Origin of the sequence: Azonexus sp. (assembly GCF_049652925.1) — a bacterium.
Taxonomy (GTDB): domain Bacteria; phylum Pseudomonadota; class Gammaproteobacteria; order Burkholderiales; family Rhodocyclaceae; genus Azonexus.
Genome location: NZ_JBASFI010000027.1, coordinates 15654 through 40937 on the forward strand (window position 1 = coordinate 15654; position 25284 = coordinate 40937).

Below are 25284 nucleotides of genomic sequence, written 5' to 3' on the forward strand. Positions count from 1 at the left end.
GAAGAGTCAGCTTAGAAGTGCAGCGGACGCTTGTCGCAAGCCAGAGCTGCTTCATGCACCGCTTCCGACAGCGTCGGGTGAGCGTGGCAGATGCGGGCAAGATCTTCGGAAGCACCACCGAATTCCATTGCCACAACGGCCTCGGAAATCAGTTCGGAGGCATTGGCACCGATGATATGGACGCCGAGGATGCGGTCGGTCTGCGCGCAGGCCAGCATCTTGACGAAGCCGGACGGCTCGCCCATGCCCAGTGCGCGGCCATTGGCCATGAACGGGATTTTGCCAACCTTGTAGGCGGCGCCATCCGCCTTGAGCTGCTGCTCGCTCTTGCCGACCCAGGCGATTTCCGGTGCGGTGTAGATGACGCCTGGAATGGTGTCAAAGTTGCAGTGACCAGCCTGACCGGCCATCAATTCGGCAACCATGACGCCCTCTTCCATGGCCTTGTGGGCCAGCATCGGGCCACGCACGACGTCACCGACTGCCCAGACACCCGGGAGGTTGGTCTTGCAGTGGCCGTCAACTTCAACCATGCCGCGATCGGTCAGCTTGAGGCCAACGGCTTCGGCATTCAGGCCGTCGGTGTTCGGAATGCGGCCAATCGAAACGATCAGGCGGTCGGCGTCGAGCTTCTCGGCCTTGCCGTCCTTCGTTTCATAGGCAATCGAGACGCCCTTCTTGGTCGTCTTGATATCGCCAATCTTGACGCCGGTCTGGATGTTCAGGCCCTGCTTGGTGAACAGCTTGAGCGCTTCCTTGGCAATATCCTGATCAGCAAAAGCCAGAAAGTCGGGCATTGCTTCGAGGATGGTGACTTCGGAACCGACGCGACGCCAGACCGAACCCATTTCCAGGCCGATGACGCCGGCACCGATGATGGCCAGCTTCTTGGGCACGGATTCCTGATTCAGGGCGCCTTCGTTGTCCATGACGATCTTGTTGTCGACCGGCACGTTCGGCAAGTGACGCGGCTTGGAGCCGGTCGCGATGATGACCTGCTTGGCCAGCACTTCCTCGGCACCGACCTTGACCTTCCACAGATCGCCTTCCTTGCCGACGAAGGAACCGTGGCCGTTGAGCATGGTGACCTTGTTCTTCTTGAACAGACCCTTGATGCCGGAGGTCAGCTGGGTAACGATGGTGTCCTTGCGGCCCTTCATGACCGGCACGTCGATGGTGGCTTTGCCAACCTTGATGCCCTGGGCTTCAAAGCTGTGACCGGCTTCCTCGAACAGGTGCGAGGTGTGCAGCAGGGCCTTGGAAGGAATGCAGCCGACGTTCAGGCAAGTACCGCCAAGGCGCGGTTCGCCCTTCGGGTCGGCATACGGATTGGATTCGCAGCAGGCGGCTGAGAAGCCGAGCTGGGCGGCACGGATGGCAGCAACATAGCCGCCGGGGCCACCACCGATAACGAGCACGTCAAATTGCTTGGACATGTGTAAACCTTTCAGATTTCAGATGTGCAAAAGCGCCAGCGCCCTTTGCGGGACACTGGCGCCGGCCAACGTCGATTAGACGCCGAGCAGCAGGCGGGACGGATCTTCCAGCGCTTCCTTCATGGTCACCAGACCGAGGACGGCTTCGCGGCCGTCGATGATGCGGTGATCGTAGGACATGGCCAGATAGTTCATCGGACGCACAACGACTTGACCGTTCTCAACCATGGCGCGGTCCTTGGTGGCATGAATGCCGAGGATCGCGGATTGCGGCGGGTTGATGATCGGGGTGGACATCATGGAACCGAAGATGCCGCCATTGGAGATCGAGAAGGTACCGCCGGTCAGGTCTTCGATGGTCAGCTTGCCATCCTTGGCCTTGGCACCGAATTCGGCAATCTTCTTCTCGATTTCGGCGATGGACATCTGATCAGCATTGCGGATGATCGGCACGACCAGGCCGCGCGGCGAACCAACAGCGATACCGATGTCGATGAAGCCGTGGTAAACGATGTCGTTGCCATCGACCGAGGCGTTGAGGATCGGGAACTTCTGCAGGGCGGCACAGGCAGCCTTGACGAAGAAGCCCATGAAGCCGAGGCGAACGCCGTGGGCCTTTTCGAACTTCTCGCCGTACTGCTTGCGCAGCGCCATCATCGGACCCATGTTCACTTCGTTGAACGTGGTAAGGATAGCGTTGGTCGCTTGCGATTGCAGCAGGCGCTCGGCAATACGCGCACGCAGGCGGGACATCGGCACGCGTTGCTCGGTGCGATCACCAAGCGCAACGCTAACCGGCGGCGTCGGCATGGCTGCCTTGGCAGCGGCCGGAGCAGCGACCGGGCCAGACTTCGGCGCAGCAGCAACAGCATCTTCCTTGGTAACGCGACCACCACGACCGGAACCGGCGACGTCAGCGGCAGCGATGCCCTTTTCGTCGAGGATCTTGCGGGCCGACGGACTGGCCGTACCAGCCGGTGCGGCAGCAGCGGCAACCGGCGCAGCGGCGGCGGCAGCCTTCGGTGCCTCGGCAGCCGGGGCGGCAGCGCCAGCCTTGGCTTCGGTGTCGATGCGAGCGATCAACTCACCGGAGACAACGGTTTCGCCGTCAGCTTTGATGATTTCGACGAGAACGCCAGCAGCCGGCGACGGAACCTCGAGAACGACCTTGTCGGTTTCGATGTCGATCAGGATTTCGTCGCGAGCAACAGCCTCGCCGATCTTCTTTTTCCAGGAAGCGAGCGTGCCTTCGGCGACGGACTCGGAAAGCTGGGGAACTTGAACTTCGATAATGCTCATAGTGACTCCACTCTGCTGTAGTTATCAGTACTCGATCTTGCCCAGTGCGGACTCGATCAGTGCCTTTTGTTGCTCGTTGTGCTTGGCCAGATAGCCAACCGCCGGAGACGACGAAGCCGGACGAGAGACCAGCAACATCTTCTGTTTTACGCCCAACTGGGTATCCAGATGGTGACGGGATGCAATCCAGTACCAGGCGCCCTGATTGCGCGGCTCTTCCTGAGTCCAGACCACTTCGGTCGCCTTCGGATACTTGGCCAGTTCCTTCTCGAGCGAATCCTTCGGGAAGGGATACAGCTGTTCAACGCGAACGATGGCGATGTCGGTAATCTTCTTCTCGCGACGCGCTGCCAGCAGGTCGTAGTAAACCTTGCCGCAGCAAAGGATGACGCGCTTGACCTTCTTGGCATCGATCTCATCAACTTCGCCGATAACACGTTTGAACTCGCCGGTGGCCAGTTCTTCCATGCTGGAGGCAGCATCCTTGTGACGGAGCAGCGACTTCGGCGTCATGACGATCAGCGGCTTGCGCTGCATGCGAACACCCTGACGGCGCAGCATGTGGAAAACCTGGGCTGCCGTAGTCGGCACGCAGACTTCCATGTTCATTTCGGCACAAGCCTGCATGTAACGTTCGAGACGAGCCGAAGAGTGCTCCGGACCCTGGCCTTCGTAGCCATGCGGCAGCAACATCACCAAACCACAGGCGCGGCCCCACTTGGCTTCGCCGGAAGCGATGAACTGGTCGATGACGACCTGGGCGCCGTTGGCGAAGTCGCCGAACTGGCCTTCCCAGATAACCATTTCGTAGGGATTTGCTGAAGCGTAGCCGTAGTCAAAAGCGAGAACGGCCTCTTCGGACAACACCGAATCGAAGCACTGGAAGGTGGCCTGCTTTTCCTGCAGATTGCGCAGCGGGTAGTAGGTACCTTCATCCCAGTTTTCGCGATTCTGATCGTGGAAAGCAGCGTGACGATGGAAGAAAGTGCCACGGCCAACGTCTTCACCGGAAATACGAACGCCATAGCCAGAAACCAGCAATGAAGCGTAGGCGAGATTTTCGGCCATACCCCAGTCGACCGGAAGCTTGCCTTCGCCCATGGCGGCGCGATCTTCGGCAATTTTCTTGACACGGGAATGGAGTGTGTAGCCTTCCGGGAAGGTGGTCAGAGCCTTGGAGAGGCGCTTCAATTCCTTCATCGGTACGGTGGTATCGCAGGTTTCGATGTAGCCCTTGGTCAGGAACGGCGTCCAGTCGATAGTCATCGGATGCTTGTAGCCAGCCAGCACCGGGTTGTAGAGCAGCTCGCCCTTGTCGAGGTGTTCGCGATATTCCTTGATCATCTGATCAGGACCTTCGGCGGGTAGCACACCCTCAGCAATCAGACGGTCGCCATAGAGCTTGCGGGTACCCGGATGTTTGCTGATGATCTTGTACATCAACGGCTGGGTGACCATCGGTTCGTCCTGCTCGTTATGGCCGAGCTTGCGGAAACAGATGATGTCGACAACCACGTCCTTCTTGAACTGCTGACGGAACTCCATGGCCAACTGGGTGACCAGCGCCACTGCTTCCGGATCGTCGCCATTGACGTGGAAAATTGGCACATCGGCCATCTTGAAAATGTCGGTGCAGTAGTGGCCCGAGCGATAGTCACGCGGGTCGCTGGTCGTGAAGCCGATCTGGTTGTTCACGACGATGTGCAGCGTGCCACCAGTACCGTAGCCACGGGTCTGCGCGAAGTTGAGCATTTCCTGGTTGACGCCCTGGCCGGCAAGGGCAGAGTCGCCGTGCACCACGACCGGCAAAACCTTTGACTTGCCCTCTTCGCCACGACGAACCTGGCGTGCATACACGGAACCTTCGACCACTGGATTGACGATTTCCAAATGCGATGGATTGAATGCCAGTGTCAGGTGGCACGGACCTCCCGGCGTCGAAACGTCGGACGAGAACCCCATGTGGTATTTGACGTCACCAGCGGACAGGTCGCTCTTCTTCTTGCCTTCGAATTCGGCAAAAAGCATCGACGGGGCCTTGCCCAGCGTATTGACCAGCACGTTCAAACGTCCGCGGTGGGCCATCCCGATGACGACTTCGTCAATGCCCAGCTTGCCGCCAGTACGGATGGCCTCATCCATGGAGACGATCAGCGATTCGCCACCTTCCAGCGAGAAACGCTTCTGACCAACATACTTGGTATGCAGGTAGCGCTCCAGCGTCTCGGCTGCGGTCAACCGCTCCATGAGGCGTTTTTTCTGCTCGGCAGAGTAGGTCGGACGCGAACGAATACCCTCGAGACGCTCTTGCAGCCAGCGTTTCTCGTTGTAGTCGGACATGTACATGTACTCGACACCGACCGTGCCGCAGTAGGTCTGCTTCAAGGTTTCAAGGATATCGCCAAGCCTGGCCGTTTCCGGAAGCCCTTTCAGCGAACCAACGCTAAACGACTGATTCAGGTCGGCATCGGTGAAACCATAGAATGACGGCTCAAGCTCATCAATTTTCGGACGCGGCAAGCGCTTGAGCGGATCAAGATCGGCCCAGCGCGTACCAATCGAGCGATACGCCGTAACCAACTGACCAACTGCGGATTGCTTCTTGTTGTCGCCGCCTGCAGCAGGAGCCGGGCGGAAGCCGCCGTCTTTGGCCAGTTCGGCAAAAGCGGAAATCACCGGAGCATGCGCAACGTCACGCGCAACAAAGCCTGGCATCTGAGCCAGGCGGTCAAAATACTCGCGCCATTCTTCAGGCACGGCGGTCGGGTTGTTCAGGTAGTTTTCGTACAGCTCTTCGACAAATGGCGCATTCCCGCCAAAGTACATTGTGCTGTCAAATAAGTTGTTCATCGTAGTCATAGGCGTCCCCTCAAGGGTATTTTTTTCCACTGTAGCCACAGATAGCTTGATCACAAGTTTCCGCAGGTAAAAAAAGGGCGGCCACGCGGCCGCCCAATTTCTTTCTTAGCCGCGTTGGGCGAGCGGCACCACGTCGCGCTTGGCCGCACCCATGTACAGTTGACGCGGGCGACCGATCTTGTATTCCGGATCGGTAATCATTTCTTCCCACTGCGTCATCCAGCCAACCGTACGGGCCAGCGCGAAGATACAGGTGAACATTTCGGTCGGAATGCCGATGGCCTTCTGGACGATGCCAGAGTAGAAATCGACGTTCGGGTAGAGCTTCTTTTCGACGAAGTACGGATCTTCCAGAGCGATCTTTTCCAGTTCCATCGCCAGCTTGAAGAGGCGGTCGTTTTGCAGACCGAGTTCAGAAAGAACGTCAAAACAGACTTTGCGCATCAGCTTGGCGCGCGGATCAAAGTTCTTGTAAACACGGTGACCAAAGCCCATCAACTTGAACGAATCGTTCTTGTCCTTGGCACGATTGATGTACTCACCCACTTTCGAGACATCACCAATCTGCTCGAGCATCTGCAGACAGGCTTCGTTGGCACCACCGTGGGCCGGGCCCCACAGACAGGCGATACCGGCAGCGATACAGGCAAACGGATTGGCACCGGACGAACCTGCCAGACGGACTGTCGAGGTCGAGGCATTCTGCTCGTGATCGGCATGCAGCGTGAAAATGGTATCCAGCGCATTGACCAGAACCGGATTCGGCTTGTATTTTTCGCATGGATTGCCAAACATCATGCGCATGAAGTTGGCAGTGTAATCCAGATCATTATCCGGGTACATGAACGGAGCGCCGGTATTGTACTTGTACGCCATGGCGACAATAGTCGGCATCTTGGCGACGAGGCGATTAAAGCTGACATTCCGATGCTCCACATCAGAGAAGTCCATCGCATCGTGGTAGAAAGCAGAGAGGGCGCCGACAACACCGGTCATCACAGCCATCGGGTGAGCATCACGACGGAAGCCGGAATAGAACTTGGTCAGTTGCTCATGCACCATCGTGTGATTCTTGATTGTGCTTTCAAAAGCAGATTTCTGCTTCGCGTTCGGCAACTCACCGTTCTTCAGCAGATAAGTAACCTCGAGGAAGTTACAGTTCTCAGCAAGCTGCTCAATCGGATAGCCGCGATACAGCAATTCGCCTTTGTCACCGTCAATGAAGGTAACAGTGGACTTGCAACTGGCAGTCGAAAGGAAGCCGGAGTCATAAGTAAACAAGCCGGTCTTGGCACCCAAGGTGCGAATATCGACACAATCGTTGCCATGCGTCGGGGTCATAACCTGGAATTCGACGGGAGCCTGTCCATCGATTGTCAAAATTGCCTTGCGTTCAGTCGTCATGGAGTCATCCCTTTACAGGTGTTGGTTGTAACTGCAATGCCAAAAAAGCGGTCAACATTCCAAAGATAGAATGTAAACCTTACTCAACTCTTACGAATTAGCGCCACCATCTGCGCCAAGCGAGGATCATCGATCTCCGCCTTGCCTGTCAGCAAGTCCCAGAGATCGTAATCCTCCATGTCAGCAAGCTCCACGAACGCCTGTTGCTGGTCGTCGTTCAGTTTCTCAAACTCGCCACCATCAAGAAAACGCGTGAGGGTGATATCAAGCTCGAGAAGCGCACGACGAATACAGCGCCAGCGCAAGCGCTCGTAGTCCGCTCTTTCCATCAGACTGCGCGACGAACCATCATGTCCTTGATCTTGCCAATGGCCTTGGTCGGGTTTAGACCCTTCGGGCACACGTCAACACAGTTCATGATGGAATGGCAACGGAACAGTCGATACGGGTCCTCGAGGTTGTCGAGACGCTCGTTGGTCGCTTGGTCGCGCGTATCGGCGATAAAACGGTAAGCAGCCAGCAGACCAGCCGGGCCGACAAACTTGTCCGGATTCCACCAGAACGACGGGCAGGCCGTTGAACAGCAGGCGCACAGAATACACTCGTACAGGCCATTCAGCTCCTCGCGATCCTCTGGCGACTGCAGACGCTCGCGCTCCGGTGGAGGATCGTTATTGACCAGGTAAGGCTTGATCGAGTGGTACTGCTTGAAGAACTGAGTCATATCGACGATCAGATCCCGAATGACCGGCAGACCCGGCAGCGGACGCAGCACGATCGGCTGCTTCAAGCTGTCTATATCGGTCAGGCAAGCCAAGCCATTCTTGCCGTTGATGTTCATGGCATCGGAGCCACATACACCCTCGCGACAAGAACGACGATAGGAGATTGCGTCATCCTTTGCCTTCAGCTTGGTCAACGCGTCCAACAGCTTGCGGTCAGTCGGTTCGAGTTCAACCGAGATGTCCTGCATGTAAGGCGCGTCGTCCTTATCCGGATCGTAGCGATAGATACTGAATTGAACCATGCGTTTGCTCATTCTCGACTCCAATTAGTACGAGCGCGTCTTGAGCTCAACGGGCTCGACGGACAGGGGTTGCATGTTAACTGGCTTGTAGCAGATCGAGTTATCGACCGGCGAGAACAGCGTGTGCTTGAGCCACACAGCGTCGTTACGGCCATTCGGGAACTCGGCACTATCCGGGGCATCGTCACGCACATGTGCACCACGGGACTCCTTACGAGCCTCGGCGGAAATCATCGTAGCCTTGGCGACTTCGATGAGGTTTTCCATTTCCAGCGCTTCGGTCCGGGCCGTATTCCAGGCCATCGACTTGTCCTTGATTTCCAGATTGCGCGCAGCCTTTTCGACTTCGAGAATCTTGCTGACACCCTGCTTCAGCATGTCACTGAAGCGGAACACGCCGGCATGGTCCTGCATGGTACGCTGCATGGCCAAGCGAGTTTCGTGCACATTCGCACCGCCCTTGCGATTGTCGAGTGCGCTGATTCGGGCCAGCGTCTTATCGGCAACATCCTTCGGCAAATCGCGGTGAGCACGACCAGCCTTGAGGTCTTCAACAGCGGAGTCACCAGCCGACTTGCCAAAGACCAGGAGATCGAGCAGCGAGTTCGTACCGAGACGGTTAGCACCATGCACCGAGGCACAGGCACACTCGCCACCAGCATAGAAACCCGGAACAACGGCACTCATGTCGCCACCTTGCGGCATCACGACACGGCCGGAGTAGTGGGTCGGAATACCACCCATCTGATAGTGGCAGGTCGGCACGACCGGCAACGGCTCCTTCAGACAATCAACTCCAGCAAACTGCAGGCCGATTTCGTGGATGCCCGGCAAGCGCTTCATGATGGTAGCCGGATCGAGGTGGGTGATATCGAGCAGGACGTAATCCTTGTTCGCTCCACAGCCTCGACCTTCCTTGATTTCGGTAGTCATGGCACGGGAAACCACGTCACGCGACGCCAAATCCTTGGCGTTCGGCGCATAGCGCTCCATGAAGCGCTCCTTGCTGCTATTACGCAGGATGCCGCCTTCTCCGCGCACACCTTCGGTAATCAGCACACCGGCACCCGCCACCCCTGTCGGGTGGAACTGCCAGAATTCCATGTCTTCAAGCGGAATGCCAGCGCGAGCCGCCATACCCAGACCGTCACCGGTATTGATGAAGGCATTGGTCGAAGAATAATAAATACGGCCGGCACCGCCGGTCGCGAAAATGGTTGCGCGGGCGTGGAAAATCACGACCTGGCCGGTTTCCATTTCCATGGCGGTGACACCGAGGACATGGCCCTCTTCGTCGCGGATCAGGTCCAGCGCCATCCATTCAACGAAGAACTGGGTATTGGCCTTGACGTTGCGCTGGTACATCGCATGTAGCATGGCGTGACCGGTACGGTCAGCGGCAGCACAGGAGCGACGCACCGGCTTTTCGCCAAAGTTGGACATGTGACCGCCAAATGGACGCTGATAGATCTTGCCATCATCGGTACGGTCAAACGGCATGCCGTAGTGTTCGAGCTCGACGACCACTTCATTGGCCTTCTTGCACATGAACTCGATCGCATCCTGGTCACCGAGCCAGTCGGAACCCTTGACGGTATCGTACATATGCCACGTCCAATGATCTTCCTCGGAATTGCCGAGCGAAGCGGCAACGCCACCCTGCGCCGCAACCGTGTGCGAACGAGTCGGAAAAACCTTCGAAAGCACGGCAGTCTTCAGCCCGGCTTCAGACAATTGGATCGCTGAACGCAGACCAGCACCGCCAGCGCCAACAATCACTGCATCAAATTTGAGAACAGGAATACTCACGCTTACAGCCTCCAGAGAATCGCAGCAGCCCACGCGGTGTAACCTACCAACGCAGCAGCGGTCAGAACGTGCAGGGACAGGCGCAGGCCGGTCGGCTTCACGTAGTCCATCCAGATGTCACGCACGCCAATCCAGGCGTGGTAGAACAGACTGACAAAGAAAAGGAAGGTCAGGAACTTGATGACGCCATTGGCAAACACACCCTGCCAAGCGTCAAAGGTCGAAGGACGCACAACCAGCAGAACCGCGGCAATCAATACCGAATAGACCGCCATGATGACGGCCGTGGCACGCTGGATGATCCAGTCTTTCAGGCCGTAGTGGGCACCGACAACTATACGGTTGATCACAGCAACACCCCCCAGAGAATCAGGGTCAGCGGAATGCTGACAGCGAGAACAACGCCGGCAGACTTCCGGGCAGCCTCTTTTTCGATACCGACATGCAGATCGAGCAGGAGGAAGCGGATACCAGCACAGAAGTGGTGAACAAACGCCCAAAGAAGACCAGCCAGAATCACCTTGACCGGCAACATCCCAGCAATCGATTGGAAAGCAGCAAAGCTTTCAGGAGAGCCCACACTAGCCCCGAAGAGCCAGAGCACAACCGGGATACAAAGAAACAATCCCGCACCGCTGACACGATGAAGAATTGAAACCTTGCCCGGCAGCGGCAACTTTATTGTAGTCAAGTCCAAGTTTTTTGGACGTTTCTTGATGGTCATTTCTGCCATGAACGTCATCCCTCGCGTGAAGATGCGGTTAACCGCTTTTACGTGGTTTGAAAAGAGCTGTAATTATACATTCAAAACCATACGGAACGTGCCTTGCAGGGCGCTTTCCGAGCTAATCCAATAGTACTGCTTTATCTCACCCCAGATCATTCCGGTAGTAATGATGCTGCGTGGAATAAAGACCACGACGCCACTCCACCGGTTTATTGCCATAGGTATACGCCGTGCGTTCGACGAGCAGAAGGGGCTCGCCTAACTTGACTCCGATCATTTCGGCACTCTGAGCATCTGCGCCAACTGCACGTAAATGCTCTTCGGCGTGAATCATGCGAACCCCAAAATCGCTCTCAAAAAGACTGTAGAGCGAACGCTCGCCGCCCCGTAAGCGATCCAACGTCAAGCCATCAAACAAGTCGGCAACCAGATAGATCTGATCGAAAACTACCGGCTCGCCACTGAAACGCAGCAGGCGCTTGACATGAACCACCTTGCCACCTGCCTGCAAACCCAGGACAGCAGCAACCTCAGGTGACGCGTCGATGGTCTCGCAAAAGAACGGGTCGCTTACTGCATGCGCCGCCTTGCCATCATCCGGCACCAGCCTCAGAAAACGATAAAAGGATCGCGGATCGCTATGGGTCGCGACAAACGTACCCTTTCCCTGACGCCGGACCAGCATATTTTCAGCGGCCATTTCGTCAATGGCTTTGCGCACTGTCCCCTGGCTGACATTGAATCGCGCCGCCAACTCGCCTTCGCTGGGTATTGCATCACCCGGCCCCCACTCCCCCTCCTCCAGGCTACGAATCAAGAAATCCTTGATCTGGCGATAGAGGGGGCTGAAAGTCGGGGAACTTAGGCGGGGAGCAGGACGGGAGGCGTCACGAGTCATGGTCCAAATTTCAGCACATTTTGACCATACCGTCCACGAAAAGTTGTCTTATATAAGACAGATGATGAATTGACAGCCCGACGCTGAACTTTTACCATCTTGAGTTCTCGTGCCTGCTGACGCAAGGAAGTACAAAAAGCAGGTATTCGGGCAAATACGAACAATTTCAACCACGCTGTTTCAAACAGGAGCGATACATGTCCAAAGCCCCCATGCGCGTTGCCATTACCGGCGCCGCCGGCCAGATCGGTTATAGCCTGCTGTTCCGCATCGCCTCCGGCGAAATGCTCGGCAAAGACCAGCCGGTCATCCTTCAGTTGCTTGACCTGCCGCAGGCTCAACAAGCCGTCAAGGGCGTGATGATGGAACTGGAAGACTGCGCCTTCCCGCTCCTCGCTGGCATGGTTGCCACCGACGACCCGAATGTCGCTTTCAAGGACGCTGATGTCTGCTTGCTGGTTGGCGCCCGTCCGCGCACCAAGGGTATGGAACGCGCTGACCTGCTGACCGCCAATGGCGCCATCTTCACTGTTCAGGGCAAGGCCATCGCCGAGAACGCCAACGAGAACGTCAAGGTTCTGGTCGTCGGCAACCCTTGCAACACCAACGCTTTCATCGCCGCTGCTGCTGCCAAGAAGGTCGGTCGCACCAACCCGAACAACTACCACGGCATGCTGCGTCTGGACCACAACCGCGCCCTGTCGCAACTGACCAACAAGATCGGCCGCCCGGTTGCTTCCCTGAAGAAGCTGGTCGTCTGGGGCAACCACTCCCCGACGATGTATGCCGACTATCGCAACACCACCTCCAACGGCGACAGCGTCAAGGCCCTGATCAACGATCACGCCTGGAACAATGACGTCTTCCTGCCGACCGTCGGCAAGCGCGGCGCCGCCATCATCGAAGCCCGTGGCCTGTCTTCGGCTGCTTCCGCTGCCAATGCCGCCATCGACCACATTCGTGACTGGGTGCTCGGTTCCGACGAATGGGTTACCCTGGGCGTGCCGTCTGACGGCTCCTACGGCATCCCGGCCGGTATCGTTTTCGGCTTCCCGTGCGAGTGCAAGGGTGGTTCGTTCAAGATCATCCAGGGTCTGGAAATCGACGAGTACAGCCGTGAGAAGATCAACTTCACGCTCAAGGAACTGACCGACGAAGCCGAAGCTGTCAAGGACATGCTGTAATCCAGCATTAGTTCCCAGCTTCATTTAAAGGCCGCGGTAAAATACCGCGGCCTTTTTCATTTCCTGGTCCGAAAATCATGCGCCACCCCAAAGCAGTCCTTTTTGCCGGCGAAAAACCGTTCCCCATTCTGCCTGCCGTTGACCACTATGCAGGTTCGGAAAAACTGATGAAGAAGGCGCTGCAACTGCAGAACGAACTCGGCCCGATCTTCGACATCACTTGCGATTGCGAAGACGGCGCCCATGCTGGCGCCGAGCGTGAGCATGCTGAAATGGCGGCAGGTGTGATCATGAGCGACGACAATCGTTTCAACCGGGTCGGCGCCCGCGTCCATGACGTCACCCACCCGCACTGGCGGCAGGATATAGAGATACTGGTCGGCATTGCCGGCAGCCGACTGCCCTTCATCACGCTGCCCAAGCCGTGCAGCGCTGGCGATGTTCAGGTGCAGATCGAAGCTTTGCGTGAAATTGAGCAGCATTTTGGCGTTGACCGCAGGATTCCGGTCCATGTGTTGATCGAAACCCACGGAGCCCTGCGCGAGGTCTGGGAAATTGCCGCCCTGCCCGGCATTGAGAGTCTTGATTTCGGCCTGATGGATTTCGTCTCCGGGCACCACGGAGCCATCCCCGGCAGCGCCATGAAGAGCCCCGGCCAGTTCGATCATCCGCTGGTCGCCCGCGCCAAGTGCGAGATCAGTGCCGCCGCGCTGGCCTGCGGTGTGGTTCCGTCGCATAACGTGACAACTGAACTCAAGGATATCGACTACATCCGCAACGATGCCGAGCGCGCCCGGAAGGAATTTGGCTATCTGCGCATGTGGAGCATCCACCCGAACCAGATCGTGCCGATTGTCGAAGCCATGCGCCCGGATTTTTCCGAAGTGCAGGCTGCTGCCGAGATTCTGATTGCTGCGCAGGACAAGGATTGGGGGCCGATCCAGCACGATGGCAAGCTGCACGACCGGGCTTCCTACCGCTACTACTGGGAACTGCTCGAGCGCGCCCACGTCACCGGAATGGAGATTCCGGCGGCAGCGAGGATTCGCTTTTTTGCCTGAAATTCCGGTTGACCGTGGCATTGAGCCACCGCTGCCCATCCTCTACCGCGACGAGCAAATCGTCGTCATCGACAAGCCGCCCGGGCTGCTCGTTCACCGCTCGGAAATCGACCGTCACGAAACACGCTTTGCGATTCAAATCCTGCGCGACCAGATCGGCCAGTACGTTTGGCCAGCCCACCGTCTCGATCGTGGCACATCCGGCGTCCTGCTCTTCGGACTGAGCAAGGAAATCGCCAGCCAGCTCGGCCGACAATTCGAAGCGGGAACCGTGGAGAAGCGCTATCTGGCCGTTGTCCGTGGTTTCCCACCGGATTCTGGCAGCATCGACCACGCCCTCTCGCGACAACGCGACGCTTACGAATTTCAAGGGGAGCGCAGCAGTACCGAGCCACAATCAGCGCTGACGCACTTCCGAAAACTGGCGGAAATCGAACTACCGGTCGAGGTTGACCGTTATCCGTGCAGCCGCTATGCCCTGCTCGCGCTAGAGCCAGTCACCGGCCGCCGTCACCAGATCAGGCGCCACCTCAAACACATTGCCCACCCGATCATTGGCGATGCCACCTACGGCAAGGGGCGACACAACCGCTACTTCGCCGAACACCTCGGTTGTAATCGCCTGTTGCTGGCTTGCGTCGGCATGAGCTTCAACCATCCACTCGATGGACGGCGCATCGAAATAAAAGCGCCAGTGTCCGGCGAATTCGCCGCCACACTGGCGCTTTTTGGCTGGCCTTCCAGCGCAGATTAGGCGATATTTTCCTCAAGATGCTCCCTGAACTTCAGGTCGCGCTCAAGCTGGAGCATGTCCTGACCCAGGGCATCGCGAGCGGAAACCATCCCCACCGGCGCACCATTCTGATCGACCACCGGAACATGGCGAAAACCACCATCGACCATGAATTGCAAAGCGTAGCCGAGAGGTTTGTCGGCTCGAATCGTTTGCGGGTTGGCGACCATCACCTGCGACAAAGTTGTTTTATCCGGATCAAGGCCGCCAGCCAGAACCTTGTTGAGTGCATCGCGCTCGGTGAAGATGCCGACGATCCGGTTGCTTTCGACGACCAGCAAGGCACCGATACGCTTTTGGGCCATCAGGCTGCAAGCTGAGCGAACGGTACTTTCCTTGGTAGCCGAAACGACAGTTTGGCCGGCGATGATATTGCTAATGATTCTATTTGGCATATTTGTCTCCTGCGTTGTTGTAAAAATCAGCGGCGAGCTCCCGGCAAGCCGGAAAGCAGAGCACACGCGGAGATTACCCCAGCTTGATGACAATCACCGCAATGGCCACAAAGATGATGACCATGCCGATCAGCTCAACGTTCAATGAAAACCCCAAAAATATTCATTCACGGGGTCAGCTCGTAAACCACGCGAACCCGAGCATCTGCCTTGGCCAGATCAACAAAACCAATACCGCCCGGATGGGAGACCACCCATTTCAGCACCTCCTCAACGGAACCAACCTTGGCCGGCGGCTGCATGCGCCCTGAGAAAACCTGCCTCGACCAGTAGGCGTTTATTTCGGACAAATCCTTGCCAACCAGCAAGCCATAAAAACGCCCCCGGTCCGGATGGTTATCAGACAGATCGACCGGCTGCGCCTCGGCGCCATTGAAGTACTGACGATTGCGCCCAAAGAAAACGTTGATCACCTCGTTGCGCGTCATGGCCGCGACACCGCAGCGGGCATTGACGACGACCACCAGTTCGGCGCGCACCTTCGCTGCTGGCTGAACCAGCAGCCAGAAAACCGAGCCGAGAAGGATCAGGCGACGAAGTGGCATGGCCTCAGAAAACGAAATCCACGGTCAGCGAGAACACATCCATTTCACCATCCCACCGCGCCCGGTTGTCCTGGCGATAGGGGAAAAGCGAAGATGCTTCGCCACGGACGCCATCCCATTGCGCCTTGATGGCTACATTGCGGACCAAATCCCAGCGCATACCGGCAAAAATGGTTTGCTGGTCGGCATGTGAATCCTGCATAACATAGGCAGCGACAGCGCTTGGGGCGTTGCCACGCGACCTGGAGAGCACCCAGGAGTAGCCGAGATAAGGGGTTACTTGACCAATCCGGTAGCCAACCAGTGCGTAACCACCATCTGAACTCTCCAGCGCCTGACTACCCTGTTCAATGTGATTGAGCATCAACTGGGCTTGCCAGGGGCCGCGATCATAGACCAGGCCGAGTGAGTAATAGTGGGTCCGCGTGCCATGCGTCGCCAGGAAAGCCGCATCCTGCGCAGAAAGGGTGGCGCCGACCGCCTTTTTCAATACGGGCGCGATCGGCAAATCGTTCTTGAACTCAATATTGGCGTAGCTTGCCCGGACCTGCCAAGGACCACGCTGGTATTCGAGGTAGCCACCCAGCATCGGCGAGCCGGCAATATCCCACTGCTCGTCAGCCAATGGGATCCGGCCGTCGGAATGGCCGTAGAAGACCTTGCCCCGCAGAACGCTTTCGCCAAGGGGAACGGTGATCGCCGCATCGGCACCGTGAATGCTGTAAAAAGGCAAATACCAGAAATAGTCGCCGGGCGGACGGACCGTCAGGAAGGAATAACCGACCCAGCGCGAATCGGCCATCATGAAGAACTCAGTACCCAGCCGACCGGCCCGCAGGCTCAGATTGGGCATCGGATCATATTTTAGGAAGGCCCAGGAAATATCCGGGGTGAAGGTCTTGTCGTAGCGATAGCGACTGGTTGCCTGAACCACCGCCTCAAGCTGCGGATTGATGCGCCAGGCAGCTTGCAGACCGAGGACGCTGTCAATCAACGCGCTCCAGTCTTTGCCGACACCCCGGGGCTGGGAAATATCGCGGACGAACTCGACGTTATCGGTGGTCGTCCGGGCCAGGCCAAAGGTTCCGAATCCGTTCAGGCTGAAAGCCGAATCGGATTCGGCAATGACCGGCGGAGCGACTGCGAGGAATACTGAACTGGCAAGGAACAGGAGCGACCTGTTAAGTGAACACGCCCGCCCAGCTCGGCGAAATAGATTGGCAATCGTCATCAGTCGAATTTTCGTCAACATTCCGGACTGGCAACGCGGAAAGCGTTGTTCCCGCGCAGCCCGGTTCGCAGTTATTCCGGCAAGGCGATCTTCTGTTCAGTGCTGAACTGATAGTCCTTGAAGATGTGTTCTGCCGTCAGCAGTTGATAGCTGCCGTCAGCTGCCTTGCGCGTTGTGTCCTTGAGCCGATAGGTCAGGTGGCCACAGGTCCAGATATCGAAGTTGCGCATGTGGGTGCACAAACAGGTCTTGTCCATCACCGAAATCTTGCGGGCTTCGGGGTGCAACGCCACTTCCCGGTTGTAGGAGGTCACGTAGGCGCACTTGCCATTGGCGTCGAGCAGGTAGCCGTAGGCTTCGCAGTTCGGGCGGATGCCGGCGCCGATGCCCGGACTGCTCTTGATCATGCGCATCGGATAGCCGGTCGGGGAGATCTGGTTAACCTCGATGTCGTCTTCGCTGGCCTTGAAGTATTCCTGCTTGACCTTCTCCGGGAGACCGCACTCTTCGGAGACGGTAAAGCGGGTGGCCACCTGGACGGCAGCCGCGCCGCTTTCGAGGAAGGCCGTCGCATCGGACCCGGTGAAGATGCCACCGGCCGGAATGACTGGAATATCAAGGTGCTCATTTTTCAGGAACTGCATCACCTCGACGACGATGGTCGCCAGGTCGTACTTGGCCCAGTCCATGCCGAAGCCGAGGTGACCGCCGGCCAGCGGGCCTTCGACCACGATGTAGTCGGGCAGGCGACCGGTACGCATGCTCTTTTTCAGGAACAGTTGCAGGGCACGCACCGAGGAAACGATGATGCCGAGCTGGACGTCGCGAAAACGGGGGTGCTCCTCGATCAGCGCAAACGAGCCAAGGTGCAGGCCGGCCGCCAGCGTGATGCCTTCAATGCCGGAATCCATCGCAGCTTCCATGCGGACCTTGAGCGTCTCTTTCGGCGCGTTCATGGTCAGCTTTTCCATGCAGTTGATGAAGATCAGGCCGTTGCCAGTCTTGCGCGACATGGCTTCCTCAACGTGCAGTCGGGTGGCTTCGACCAGCTTGCCGAGGTCGAACTTGACCGATGACTTGTCTTCGTTCTCGACGTTGTATTTGTAAAGCGCGAGCTTTTCCTTGACGAACTTGGTCTTGTAACGACGATCCGAGACGGTCTTGATCATCGCATCGGAGATGTGGCCGACGCCGCCCAGACGGGCAACCTCGACAGCCAGATCGGCACTGGAAATATCAACACCCATGCCGCCGATCATGATTGGTACTAGCTCGTGCTTGCCAAGGCGCAAGCGGAAATCGTCCACACGCTTCATCATTTTCCTTATGAATACAGGCCGGTCCCCTCGCTCACGGCCAAGTGGCGGATTTTACGCCAATGTTAAGTCCGATGCGTGACGAGCCGGGGATAAATCAAGTTTCGCTTCGTCGACTGTGGCTAAACTTGTCACTTCGATCGACTCCTTGGCGATAGGTTCACATGCGTTTCTCAAATCACCCGTTCTGGCTGGTCGGCTTCCGGCCATTCTTCACCCTGGCTTGCCTGGCCGGCATGTTCCTGCCGGTCGTCTGGGCTTTGATCTTCAGCGGTGCCATCGAGGCGCCGACGGCGACTTTCACCTCCGTCCAGTGGCACGCTCACGAAATGTTCTTTGGTTTCGGCTGGGCGGTGCTCGGTGGCTTTCTGCTGACCTCGACCAAAAACTGGGTCAATATCCGCGGCTACCATGGCCCGGCGCTCATGCTGCTGGCCGCCGCCTGGATCATCGAGCGGATCGGCATGAGTTTTGGCGGAAGCTGGCCGAAAGTCCTGTTCCTGCTCAGCAACAATCTCTTTCTCGGCAGCATCGTCGCCATGCTGCTGTGGACGCTGATCCGCCATCGCGAGAAAGACAGCTACCGCGACAACGCCTTTTTCCTGGTCATGTTGCCCGGCTTCCTGCTGGCCAAATACTGGATGCTCGAAGGTGGCGACTTCACGGCCGGCTACAGCATGGCCATGGCGCTCTTTCGCCTGGCCTTCCTGGTCATGCTCGAACGGACGCTGACCGGTTTCATGAAGGCAGCGTTCCAGGCGCAGATCCTGCGCCATCCGGGACTGGACATGGCGATAAAACTGCTCGGCCTCATGCTGGTTGTCGAATTTGCCCTGCCCCGCCCGCTAACCGCAGCCATCTCGCTACTTCTCGCCACCCTGCTCGCCATCCGTTTTTTCTACTGGAAGCCGCAGTTGGCCTTCAAACGTCTCGACATCGGCGTCATGTACATCGGTTACCTGTGTATCGTCGCGCAACTGTTGATCGAAGCGCTCGGCCACGTCATGACCTTTGTCTGGATCGGCTCGGTGTCCGTCCATCTGTTTACCTTTGGCGCCATGGGCCTGGTCATTCCGGGAATGATCGTCCGCATTTCCAAAGGCCACACCGGCCGCAAGGTGGTGTTCGATGGTGGCGACAAGCTGGTGCTGGTCATCATGCTCGTCGCCCTGCTTGCCCGCATCATCGTCCCGCAATTCGCCCCGGCCGCCTATCTTGGCTGGATCCACCTGTCAGCAACCTGCTGGTTCGCTGCCTTCGGTATCCTCGCCTGGCGTTACATCCCCATCCTCATGCGGCCGCGCATCGACGGCCGCGAACACTAAAGCACGGCTTCGAACAACTCCAGTTGCGGCGGGCCGAGGTAGAAATCGCGCGGCGACTGGCCGGCCTGCATGTGCGCCTTGCGGAAGGCGTCCGACTGCGTCCAGTCGGCGAAGGCCTGCTCCGACTCCCAGACCGTGTGCGAGGCAAACAGCGTGCGTTCTTCGTTGGTATCGCCGCGCAGCAGGTTGAACGAGACAAAACCCGGCACCTCACTGAGGTAGCTGTTGCGATTGCACCAGTGGGCGACGAAATCGTCCTCCTTGCCGAGGGCGATGCGAAAACGGTTCATGGCGAGAAACATGGAATCTCCAGTGAAAAAACTGCGCATGCTTGTTGCTTACTCGGAAATACCGCCATCCTGACAGCAGCCACCATGAACGCATTCGATAACGACGACAAACTCGACTTCGGCCAACTGCCGCCGGCCGTAGACCACCTGCTGCAACAAGGCGTTGCCGCCCATTTCACCCACCCGGAGCTGGCCGAAAACGCCTTCCTGACCGCGCTCGCCCTGGCCCCGGATGCACTGCCAGCGCACCGCTGTCTGGTGAAACACTACAATCGCTGTCGGCAATTCGACAAGGCCCTGAGCGCCGCCCAGGGCTGGGTCGCCGCCGCAGCCGACCAGGCCGGACTGCCCGACAACTGGTTGCTCTGGCAATCCGCCCCCGGCAGCGCGCTCGCCGCGCTCAAGGCCCTGGCCTTCATCCATCTGCGTAACGGCCAGCCGGCTCAGGCCGAAGTGGCCATCAAGCGCGTGCTGGTTTTGGACCCGGAAGATGGCGTCGGCGGCTCAGTGATTGCTGCCTTGATCGACGAAACCCTAACCGCAGCCGAGTTTTCCGGCTGACCGGGAGGCATTCCACGGTCAACCGGAAATTTCGGCCAAAAACGAAATTTCAGGCCGGTATCTCAGCCTGATCCATGGCCCGGAACATCGAGCAGCGGCGGAAGACGTCCTCGGTCGGCGGCAAGGCTTTCTGGCTGCAGTATTTCGCCACCAGTTTGGCCAGCCCCTTGATGTCGCGGCCCGAGGCTTTCGGGAAAATATCGGGCAGGCGGTCGTGCAGGTCAGCCGGCAGATTGAGCCCGAATTGCGCCGCCATGACGCCCCAGATCTTCTTGCGGTCGACACGGTCCGGCGGATAAAAACGGATCAGCGCGATGCACCGCGAGACGATGGCTTCATCGATGTCATCGACGCGGTTGGTCGTCAGGAAGAGCAGTCCGTTGAAATACTCCAGCACGCGCAAGAACACGCCGACGACGGCGTTCATCGTGATGTTGTCGTCGCGCTTCTTGATGTAAACATCGGCCTCGTCGATCAGCATGACGGCACCCCAGCGCTGGGCACGGGTCAGCACTTCCTTGAGTGCCACCTCCATCGCCGCGACGTTGAGCCCGAGCTGGCCGGAATGCACGCGGTAGAGTGGCCGGCGGATGATCTCGGAATACACCTCGGCGGTCAGCGTCTTGCCGACGCCGGGAGGCCCGGCGCACAACACGGTCGTTCCGCCCGACTTGCCGGAGACGATGTCGTCCATCAGCACGTCCATCTCGGCGGTCAGGATGTCGATCAGGTCGGTCTGCTCGGGCGGCAGAACGAGCTTGGTCTTGAGTTCCGGCTGGTAGGCGTAGGGCTGCATGTCGTCCACATGAACCCAGACGTAATGGTGCAGATCGAGGTGAAACATCAGCATGTAGAAATGCACCGGCAGCTCGGTAAACAGGCCCTTGGCGATGCCGGCCTGGGTTTCCTCGATCTCGGCCTCTTCCTTGCCGGACAGCCGCGAATTGCGCTGCACGCGGCGGATGAACTTGGCCATGATGTCGCCCGTCGCATCGAGCGCCAGGACGCGCTCGCCGAGGATGCTTTCGTCGTTGACCAGCCGCGCCGGGCTGCCGGTCGATGACAAAATGATCATGTCCTTGCGCGAGTAGTCGGTATCGCGGTGCGTCGCCGTCGGGTTCTCGGCGAAGTAACCGACGCCGGTTCCGGAAAACTGCGCGCCGTACTGCCCGCGCCAGTCGAAATAGCGCTCGACGCCTTCGTCGTAGCTGGCCAGCAGCGCCGGTGTTTCCTTGACGAAACCCTTGGTGGCAAAGACTTCGGGGATCGTCCGGCCAGCGATGTCTGGGCCGGAAATGCGCAGCGTCGCCGTCGCCAGCCGCGCCTTGGCGTTAGCCTTGAGTTCGACGAAGATCTTGCCGGTTTCTTCTTCAGAAGGCGGCGTGAAGTCGAGCCGCGTCACCACGTAGGCCAACGGCTTGCCGGTGATGCCGGCCGAAAACAGCCAGCCGCGCGAGGCATTTTCGGCCAGATAACGGGCGATGGCCGGCACCGCCATCTCCAGTTCCTCGGCCTCGAAGCGCCGGCCGCCTTCGTGCAGCGCCTGGCGCAAGGTGGCGATCTGCGCCGCCCGCGCCCGCAATTCGCTGTCGCCTGCCGCGTAGAGGCTTTGCAACAGGTCGAGCTCGCCGTCCTCAAGCTGGTTGAACGAGACCTCGACACGATTGCCGAAACGCAATTGCTCGCGCACGAATTCCAGTCGCGGAAAAGACTGCATCATCGATTCGATGTGCCGCCGGTCGATTTGCAGCTTCATGCGCTGCCTCCCTGAGTTGTGCGATAGCAAGCACCTAGCCAGTTTCATGCCGCCACGGTCAACCGGAAAAATCGCCCAAAATCAGAATCTTGCCGGGCGCTGCCGATGTCGCCTTCGTGACATTCGTGGGACAATCCCGTCCCCGCTGTAGGAAGGACCACCATGCATCCCCGCAACAAGAACGCCGATGGCTACGATTTCGCCGCCCTGGCCGCCACCTCGGCCGCGCTCGCCAAACACATCAAGACAACGCAGGCCGGCACGCCGAGCATCGACTTCGCCAACCCGGCCGCCGTCAAGATGCTCAATCGGGCGATCCTCATGCATCACTACGGCGTCAAGGGCTGGGACATTCCGGCCGGCTACCTCTGCCCGCCGATCCCCGGCCGCGCCGATTACATCCACAGCGTCGCCGACCTGCTCGCCACCTGCAACAAGAAGAACATTCCGAGCGGCCCCGGCGTGCGTGTGCTTGACATCGGCACCGGCGCCAACCTCGTCTATCCGCTCATCGGCCACGCCGAATACGGCTGGTCCTTCCTCGGCGTCGACATCGACGAGGCAGCGCTGGCCAACGCGGCAGCCATCATTGCCAAAAATCCCGAGCTGGATGGCGAGATCGAACTGCGCCACCAGACCGTCTGGGAAAACATCTACACCGGCCTGCTGCGCTCCGGCGAAAACTTCGACCTGTCGATCTGCAATCCGCCCTTCCACAACTCGCCGGATGACGTTCACGCGGTCAGCCAGCGCAAGTGGAACAACCTCAACAAGCCAGGCGCCAAACGCGGTGCGGCCGAACCGCGCCTCAACTTTGGCGGCGGCGGTAGCGAACTGTGGTGCAACGGCGGCGAACGCGCCTTCGTCAAACTGATGATCGAGCAGAGTTGCAACATCCCGAAGCGCGTCATGTGGTTTACCAGCCTGCTCTCGCAAGGCGACAACCTGCCGCACATCGAATTGGCGCTCAAGAAGGCCAAGGTCGTCGACTCGCGCATCATCCCGATGGCCCAAGGCCAGAAGCAGAGCCGGCTGATCGCCTGGACCTTCTTCGGCAACGGCGAACGCGAGAAATGGCGCAAGGAACACTGGTCGTCCGCCCCGGCCTTCGGCACCACGGCACCCGACGCGCTACCGGCCTTCCCGGTCAGCGAAAGCGCCGACTAGGCTTCGCCCTCGCCGCGCGCCGTAGCCAGGTAGTCGCGCCAAAGATGGCCGTAACGGTCATCAAAAGCTGCGTCTATCAGCTCGGCCACCTGGATACGATCAACCCGGAAAGTTCGAAAGCCCTGGCGCAACTCGCACCAAGCGCCGAGCGTCCAGCAATGCCCCCAGAAAACCAGGCCGAGCGGCAGCAGCGTACGTTGCGAAAGCTCACCATCGGCCCGCCGGTAAGTAACTGACACCTTGCGGCCGCTTTCCATGCCGGCCCGCAGCAAGGCCATCGGCTCGCGCAAGGGCGCCGGCTGCAGGCAATCGAGTGCCAGAAAACGTCGGCTCGACGCCCCCACCCGTTCCTCCAGCGTCCGCGGCAGGACGGCCTCAATGCGCGCCATCGCCTGTTCCGCCGCCTTGCCCAGGGCAGAATCACCCCAGGCCCGAACCAGCTTGGCGCCGACCACCAGCGCCTCGAGTTCGTCGCCGGTGAACATCAGCGGCGGCACCTGGTAACCGCGGCGCAGGCGATAACCGATGCCGGCCTCGCCGTCGATCGGCGCGCCGGACTTCACCAGGTCGGCGATATCGCGATAGATGGTGCGCTCCGAGACCTCCAGCGTTTCGGCCAAGGTAGCGGCGGTAACGACGCGCCCATTACGAAGGAGCAGGATGATCTGGAACAGTCGGTCGGCCGGGCGCATGTCATGACAGGGAAAACGGGAATTTCAGCATAGCACGCCGTTTCGCAGGCCATGACAAGCCTCCTGACACCATGCTGTCAGGAGCCCCCAAGCAGAATGCAGCGCATCAACGGCATCCCGCCGCTGAACATTTACGGAGAAAACATCATGGACAATCCGCTGCGCTGGTTCGAAATCCCCACCACCGACCTTGACCGGGCCGTCGCCTTTTACCAGACCATCCTTGCCATCGAACTGCGCCGGGAACACTGCGGCGGCGGCAACATGGCCATCTTCCCCTACGCCGAGCCCTACCCGAGCGGCGCCCTGGTCGCCATGCCGCAACTGCAACCACGCGACAACGGCACGCTGATCTATCTCAATGGCGGCCCCGACCTCAATGTCGTGCTGGCGCGCATTCCGGCCGCCGGCGGCCAGGTCGTCATGGCCAAGACCGATCTTGGCAATAACATCGGCCACATCGCCCTGTTCATCGACTGCGAAGGCAACCGAGTCGGCCTCTACTCGAAGGACTGAGTTCGACTCCGGCAGTCTGGCGACAATAGGATTGCCAAGCGGCTAGCCCGTATAATTGCGGGCTTCCGTTTCCCTGGCTCCTCCATGTCCGACCGCCTTGCCGTCCTGCCCCAATACCTGATCCCGAAACAGGCGTTGACCGCCCTCGCCGGCAAGCTGGCCACAAAAGAAGCCGGCAGCCTGACAACCAGCGTCATCCGCTGGTTCGTCGGTCGCTACAACGTGAATATGGCCGAAGCAGCCAATCCGGACATCGCCAGCTACAAGAGCTTCAACGAATTCTTCACCCGGCCGCTCAAGGATGGCGCCCGCCCGCAGGCCGAGGCCGCTTTCATCAGCCCGGTGGATGGTGCGATCAGCCAGTTCGGCCCCATCGCACGCGACCAGATTTTCCAGGCCAAGGGCCACAGCTACTCGACCACCGCACTGGTCGGCGGTGACCGCGAATTGGCCAAGCAATTCGAGAACGGCAGCTTCGCCACCCTCTACTTAAGTCCGCGCGACTACCACCGTATCCACATGCCCTGCGCCGGCAAGCTCAAACGCATGATCTACGTGCCCGGCGAACTGTTCTCGGTCAATCCGACCACGGCGCGCGGCGTACCCGGCCTGTTCGCCCGTAACGAGCGCGTTGTCTGCGTGTTCGAATCCGAGTTTGGCCCCTTCGTCCTGACCCTGGTCGGCGCCACCATCGTCGGCAGCATGGCCACCGTCTGGCACGGCATGATCAATCCGCCGCGCCCGGGCGTCGTGCGCGAATGGCGCTACGACGAGCAGAACATCGTGCTGGAAAAGGGCGACGAAATGGGCCGCTTCCTGCTCGGCTCGACCGTCGTCATGCTCTTCCCGAAAGACACGCTGGCCTTCAACCCGGACTGGGCGCCAACCGGCGCCATCCGCATGGGCGAGGCGATGGGCGCCAAGCCCGTCTGA

The 25284-nt window shown here is 58.9% G+C and carries 25 protein-coding genes; 8 read left to right on the plus strand and 17 right to left on the minus strand.

The features are described 5' to 3' along the window. Nucleotides 1-11: 11 nt before the first annotated feature. The 10 genes from lpdA to WBK19_RS14660 form a co-directional block, all read right to left on the minus strand. Complete coding sequence (gene lpdA / locus WBK19_RS14615) at nt 12-1436, minus strand: dihydrolipoyl dehydrogenase (RefSeq protein WP_511290949.1); 1425 nt, start codon at nt 1434-1436, stop codon at nt 12-14. Between the two features lie 75 nt (nt 1437-1511). Next, nucleotides 1512-2735 carry a 2-oxoglutarate dehydrogenase complex dihydrolipoyllysine-residue succinyltransferase gene (odhB, locus tag WBK19_RS14620; RefSeq protein ID WP_511290951.1) on the minus strand — a complete coding sequence of 408 codons (1224 nt, stop codon included), beginning with the start codon at nt 2733-2735 and terminating at the stop codon, nt 1512-1514. 24 nt (nt 2736-2759) lie between these two features. Further along, complete coding sequence (locus tag WBK19_RS14625; RefSeq protein WP_511290953.1) at nt 2760-5594, minus strand: 2-oxoglutarate dehydrogenase E1 component; 2835 nt, start codon at nt 5592-5594, stop codon at nt 2760-2762. 105 nt (nt 5595-5699) lie between these two features. Then, nucleotides 5700-6998 carry a citrate synthase gene (gene gltA / locus WBK19_RS14630; protein ID WP_511290955.1) on the minus strand — a complete coding sequence of 433 codons (1299 nt, stop codon included), beginning with the start codon at nt 6996-6998 and terminating at the stop codon, nt 5700-5702. Between the two features lie 83 nt (nt 6999-7081). Next, nucleotides 7082-7327 (minus strand): FAD assembly factor SdhE, encoded by a 246-nt coding sequence (locus WBK19_RS14635; protein WP_511290957.1) that lies wholly within the window; start codon nt 7325-7327, stop codon nt 7082-7084. Further along, a complete protein-coding gene (locus tag WBK19_RS14640; RefSeq protein ID WP_226400362.1) occupies nt 7327-8037 on the minus strand; it encodes a succinate dehydrogenase iron-sulfur subunit in 711 nt (236 codons plus the stop codon). The genes WBK19_RS14635 and WBK19_RS14640 overlap by 1 nt, the downstream gene beginning before the upstream one ends. A gap of 12 nt (nt 8038-8049) precedes the next feature. Then, on the minus strand, nt 8050-9834 hold the full coding sequence (sdhA, locus tag WBK19_RS14645) for a succinate dehydrogenase flavoprotein subunit (RefSeq protein ID WP_511290959.1): 1785 nt from the start codon (nt 9832-9834) through the stop codon (nt 8050-8052). 2 nt (nt 9835-9836) lie between these two features. Further along, nucleotides 9837-10184 carry a succinate dehydrogenase, hydrophobic membrane anchor protein gene (sdhD, locus tag WBK19_RS14650; protein ID WP_511290961.1) on the minus strand — a complete coding sequence of 116 codons (348 nt, stop codon included), beginning with the start codon at nt 10182-10184 and terminating at the stop codon, nt 9837-9839. Then, on the minus strand, nt 10181-10567 hold the full coding sequence (gene sdhC, locus WBK19_RS14655) for a succinate dehydrogenase, cytochrome b556 subunit (RefSeq protein ID WP_511290963.1): 387 nt from the start codon (nt 10565-10567) through the stop codon (nt 10181-10183). Before sdhC ends, sdhD begins: the two co-directional genes overlap by 4 nt. Nucleotides 10568-10703: 136 nt before the next feature. Beyond that, a complete protein-coding gene (locus WBK19_RS14660) occupies nt 10704-11459 on the minus strand; it encodes a GntR family transcriptional regulator (protein ID WP_511290965.1) in 756 nt (251 codons plus the stop codon). Between the two features lie 197 nt (nt 11460-11656). Between WBK19_RS14660 and WBK19_RS14665 the strand changes: the two genes are divergently transcribed. The 3 genes from WBK19_RS14665 to WBK19_RS14675 all read left to right on the plus strand — a co-directional run bounded on the left by WBK19_RS14665 (nt 11657) and on the right by WBK19_RS14675 (nt 14458). Continuing rightward, the gene (locus tag WBK19_RS14665) at nt 11657-12643 is read left to right on the plus strand and encodes a malate dehydrogenase (protein ID WP_511290967.1); all 987 of its coding nucleotides are present in this window, start codon (nt 11657-11659) and stop codon (nt 12641-12643) included. A 77-nt stretch (nt 12644-12720) separates the two neighbouring features. Further along, nucleotides 12721-13704, plus strand: a complete 984-nt coding sequence (locus WBK19_RS14670) for an HpcH/HpaI aldolase/citrate lyase family protein (RefSeq protein WP_511290969.1) — start codon at nt 12721-12723, stop codon at nt 13702-13704. Further along, nucleotides 13697-14458, plus strand: a complete 762-nt coding sequence (locus WBK19_RS14675) for a tRNA pseudouridine(65) synthase TruC (protein WP_511290971.1) — start codon at nt 13697-13699, stop codon at nt 14456-14458. The genes WBK19_RS14670 and WBK19_RS14675 overlap by 8 nt, the downstream gene beginning before the upstream one ends. Here the strand turns inward: WBK19_RS14675 and WBK19_RS14680 are convergent. The 4 genes from WBK19_RS14680 to WBK19_RS14695 all read right to left on the minus strand — a co-directional run bounded on the left by WBK19_RS14680 (nt 14455) and on the right by WBK19_RS14695 (nt 18044). Beyond that, complete coding sequence (locus WBK19_RS14680; RefSeq protein ID WP_511290973.1) at nt 14455-14892, minus strand: CBS domain-containing protein; 438 nt, start codon at nt 14890-14892, stop codon at nt 14455-14457. The genes WBK19_RS14675 and WBK19_RS14680 overlap by 4 nt on opposite strands. 167 nt (nt 14893-15059) lie before the next feature. Next, entirely contained in the window at nt 15060-15497 is a 438-nt protein-coding gene (locus tag WBK19_RS14685; protein WP_511290975.1) for a hypothetical protein, read from the minus strand. 4 nt (nt 15498-15501) lie between these two features. Further along, nucleotides 15502-16728 carry a hypothetical protein gene (locus WBK19_RS14690; protein WP_511290977.1) on the minus strand — a complete coding sequence of 409 codons (1227 nt, stop codon included), beginning with the start codon at nt 16726-16728 and terminating at the stop codon, nt 15502-15504. 71 nt (nt 16729-16799) lie between these two features. Further along, on the minus strand, nt 16800-18044 hold the full coding sequence (locus WBK19_RS14695; RefSeq protein WP_511291101.1) for a nitronate monooxygenase: 1245 nt from the start codon (nt 18042-18044) through the stop codon (nt 16800-16802). Nucleotides 18045-18208: 164 nt separating this feature from the next. On the opposite strand from WBK19_RS14695, the gene WBK19_RS14700 reads away from it, so the two are divergent. Further along, nucleotides 18209-19369, plus strand: a complete 1161-nt coding sequence (locus tag WBK19_RS14700; RefSeq protein WP_511290979.1) for an NnrS family protein — start codon at nt 18209-18211, stop codon at nt 19367-19369. On the opposite strand, the gene hmuQ is transcribed toward WBK19_RS14700, so the two are convergent. Then, nucleotides 19366-19671 carry a heme-degrading protein HmuQ gene (gene hmuQ, locus WBK19_RS14705; RefSeq protein ID WP_511290981.1) on the minus strand — a complete coding sequence of 102 codons (306 nt, stop codon included), beginning with the start codon at nt 19669-19671 and terminating at the stop codon, nt 19366-19368. The two genes, WBK19_RS14700 and hmuQ, sit on opposite strands and share 4 nt — an antisense overlap. 72 nt (nt 19672-19743) lie before the next feature. On the opposite strand from hmuQ, the gene WBK19_RS14710 reads away from it, so the two are divergent. Beyond that, complete coding sequence (locus WBK19_RS14710; protein ID WP_511290983.1) at nt 19744-20220, plus strand: hypothetical protein; 477 nt, start codon at nt 19744-19746, stop codon at nt 20218-20220. 49 nt (nt 20221-20269) lie between these two features. Here the strand turns inward: WBK19_RS14710 and WBK19_RS14715 are convergent, their stop codons facing one another. Beyond that, entirely contained in the window at nt 20270-21976 is a 1707-nt protein-coding gene (locus WBK19_RS14715; protein ID WP_511290985.1) for an AAA family ATPase, read from the minus strand. Nucleotides 21977-22138: 162 nt separating this feature from the next. Here WBK19_RS14715 and rlmF point away from each other — a divergent pair, with 162 nt between their 5' ends. Beyond that, nucleotides 22139-23143: a 23S rRNA (adenine(1618)-N(6))-methyltransferase RlmF gene (rlmF, locus tag WBK19_RS14720; RefSeq protein ID WP_511290987.1), complete on the plus strand. Its 1005-nt coding sequence runs from the start codon at nt 22139-22141 to the stop codon at nt 23141-23143. Here rlmF and WBK19_RS14725 read toward each other — a convergent pair. Then, complete coding sequence (locus WBK19_RS14725) at nt 23140-23835, minus strand: helix-turn-helix transcriptional regulator (RefSeq protein WP_511290989.1); 696 nt, start codon at nt 23833-23835, stop codon at nt 23140-23142. The two genes, rlmF and WBK19_RS14725, sit on opposite strands and share 4 nt — an antisense overlap. 96 nt (nt 23836-23931) lie before the next feature. Here WBK19_RS14725 and WBK19_RS14730 point away from each other — a divergent pair, with 96 nt between their 5' ends. Beyond that, the gene (locus tag WBK19_RS14730; protein ID WP_511290991.1) at nt 23932-24351 is read left to right on the plus strand and encodes a VOC family protein; all 420 of its coding nucleotides are present in this window, start codon (nt 23932-23934) and stop codon (nt 24349-24351) included. Between the two features lie 84 nt (nt 24352-24435). Then, entirely contained in the window at nt 24436-25284 is an 849-nt protein-coding gene (gene asd / locus WBK19_RS14735; RefSeq protein WP_511290993.1) for an archaetidylserine decarboxylase, read from the plus strand.

What these genes read in the sequence shown, in the direction of transcription:
- sdhC (WP_511290963.1), bottom strand. Translation starts at nt 10,567, where the DNA reads ATGGCAGAAATGACCATCAAGAAACGTCCAAAAAACTTGGACTTGACT.
- gltA (WP_511290955.1), bottom strand. Translation starts at nt 6,998, where the DNA reads ATGACGACTGAACGCAAGGCAATTTTGACAATCGATGGACAGGCTCCC.
- WBK19_RS14730 (WP_511290991.1), top strand. Translation starts at nt 23,932, where the DNA reads ATGCAGCGCATCAACGGCATCCCGCCGCTGAACATTTACGGAGAAAAC.
- WBK19_RS14680 (WP_511290973.1), bottom strand. Translation starts at nt 14,892, where the DNA reads ATGCCAAATAGAATCATTAGCAATATCATCGCCGGCCAAACTGTCGTT.
- WBK19_RS14660 (WP_511290965.1), bottom strand. Translation starts at nt 11,459, where the DNA reads ATGACTCGTGACGCCTCCCGTCCTGCTCCCCGCCTAAGTTCCCCGACT.
- WBK19_RS14640 (WP_226400362.1), bottom strand. Translation starts at nt 8,037, where the DNA reads ATGAGCAAACGCATGGTTCAATTCAGTATCTATCGCTACGATCCGGAT.
- WBK19_RS14725 (WP_511290989.1), bottom strand. Translation starts at nt 23,835, where the DNA reads ATGCGCCCGGCCGACCGACTGTTCCAGATCATCCTGCTCCTTCGTAAT.
- odhB (WP_511290951.1), bottom strand. Translation starts at nt 2,735, where the DNA reads ATGAGCATTATCGAAGTTCAAGTTCCCCAGCTTTCCGAGTCCGTCGCC.
- WBK19_RS14685 (WP_511290975.1), bottom strand. Translation starts at nt 15,497, where the DNA reads ATGCCACTTCGTCGCCTGATCCTTCTCGGCTCGGTTTTCTGGCTGCTG.
- WBK19_RS14710 (WP_511290983.1), top strand. Translation starts at nt 19,744, where the DNA reads ATGAACGCATTCGATAACGACGACAAACTCGACTTCGGCCAACTGCCG.
- WBK19_RS14690 (WP_511290977.1), bottom strand. Translation starts at nt 16,728, where the DNA reads ATGACGATTGCCAATCTATTTCGCCGAGCTGGGCGGGCGTGTTCACTT.
- WBK19_RS14665 (WP_511290967.1), top strand. Translation starts at nt 11,657, where the DNA reads ATGTCCAAAGCCCCCATGCGCGTTGCCATTACCGGCGCCGCCGGCCAG.
- lpdA (WP_511290949.1), bottom strand. Translation starts at nt 1,436, where the DNA reads ATGTCCAAGCAATTTGACGTGCTCGTTATCGGTGGTGGCCCCGGCGGC.
- hmuQ (WP_511290981.1), bottom strand. Translation starts at nt 19,671, where the DNA reads ATGTTTCTCGCCATGAACCGTTTTCGCATCGCCCTCGGCAAGGAGGAC.
- WBK19_RS14715 (WP_511290985.1), bottom strand. Translation starts at nt 21,976, where the DNA reads ATGAAGCTGCAAATCGACCGGCGGCACATCGAATCGATGATGCAGTCT.
- WBK19_RS14670 (WP_511290969.1), top strand. Translation starts at nt 12,721, where the DNA reads ATGCGCCACCCCAAAGCAGTCCTTTTTGCCGGCGAAAAACCGTTCCCC.
- asd (WP_511290993.1), top strand. Translation starts at nt 24,436, where the DNA reads ATGTCCGACCGCCTTGCCGTCCTGCCCCAATACCTGATCCCGAAACAG.
- WBK19_RS14635 (WP_511290957.1), bottom strand. Translation starts at nt 7,327, where the DNA reads ATGGAAAGAGCGGACTACGAGCGCTTGCGCTGGCGCTGTATTCGTCGT.
- WBK19_RS14700 (WP_511290979.1), top strand. Translation starts at nt 18,209, where the DNA reads ATGCGTTTCTCAAATCACCCGTTCTGGCTGGTCGGCTTCCGGCCATTC.
- WBK19_RS14695 (WP_511291101.1), bottom strand. Translation starts at nt 18,044, where the DNA reads ATGAAGCGTGTGGACGATTTCCGCTTGCGCCTTGGCAAGCACGAGCTA.
- rlmF (WP_511290987.1), top strand. Translation starts at nt 22,139, where the DNA reads ATGCATCCCCGCAACAAGAACGCCGATGGCTACGATTTCGCCGCCCTG.
- WBK19_RS14625 (WP_511290953.1), bottom strand. Translation starts at nt 5,594, where the DNA reads ATGACTACGATGAACAACTTATTTGACAGCACAATGTACTTTGGCGGG.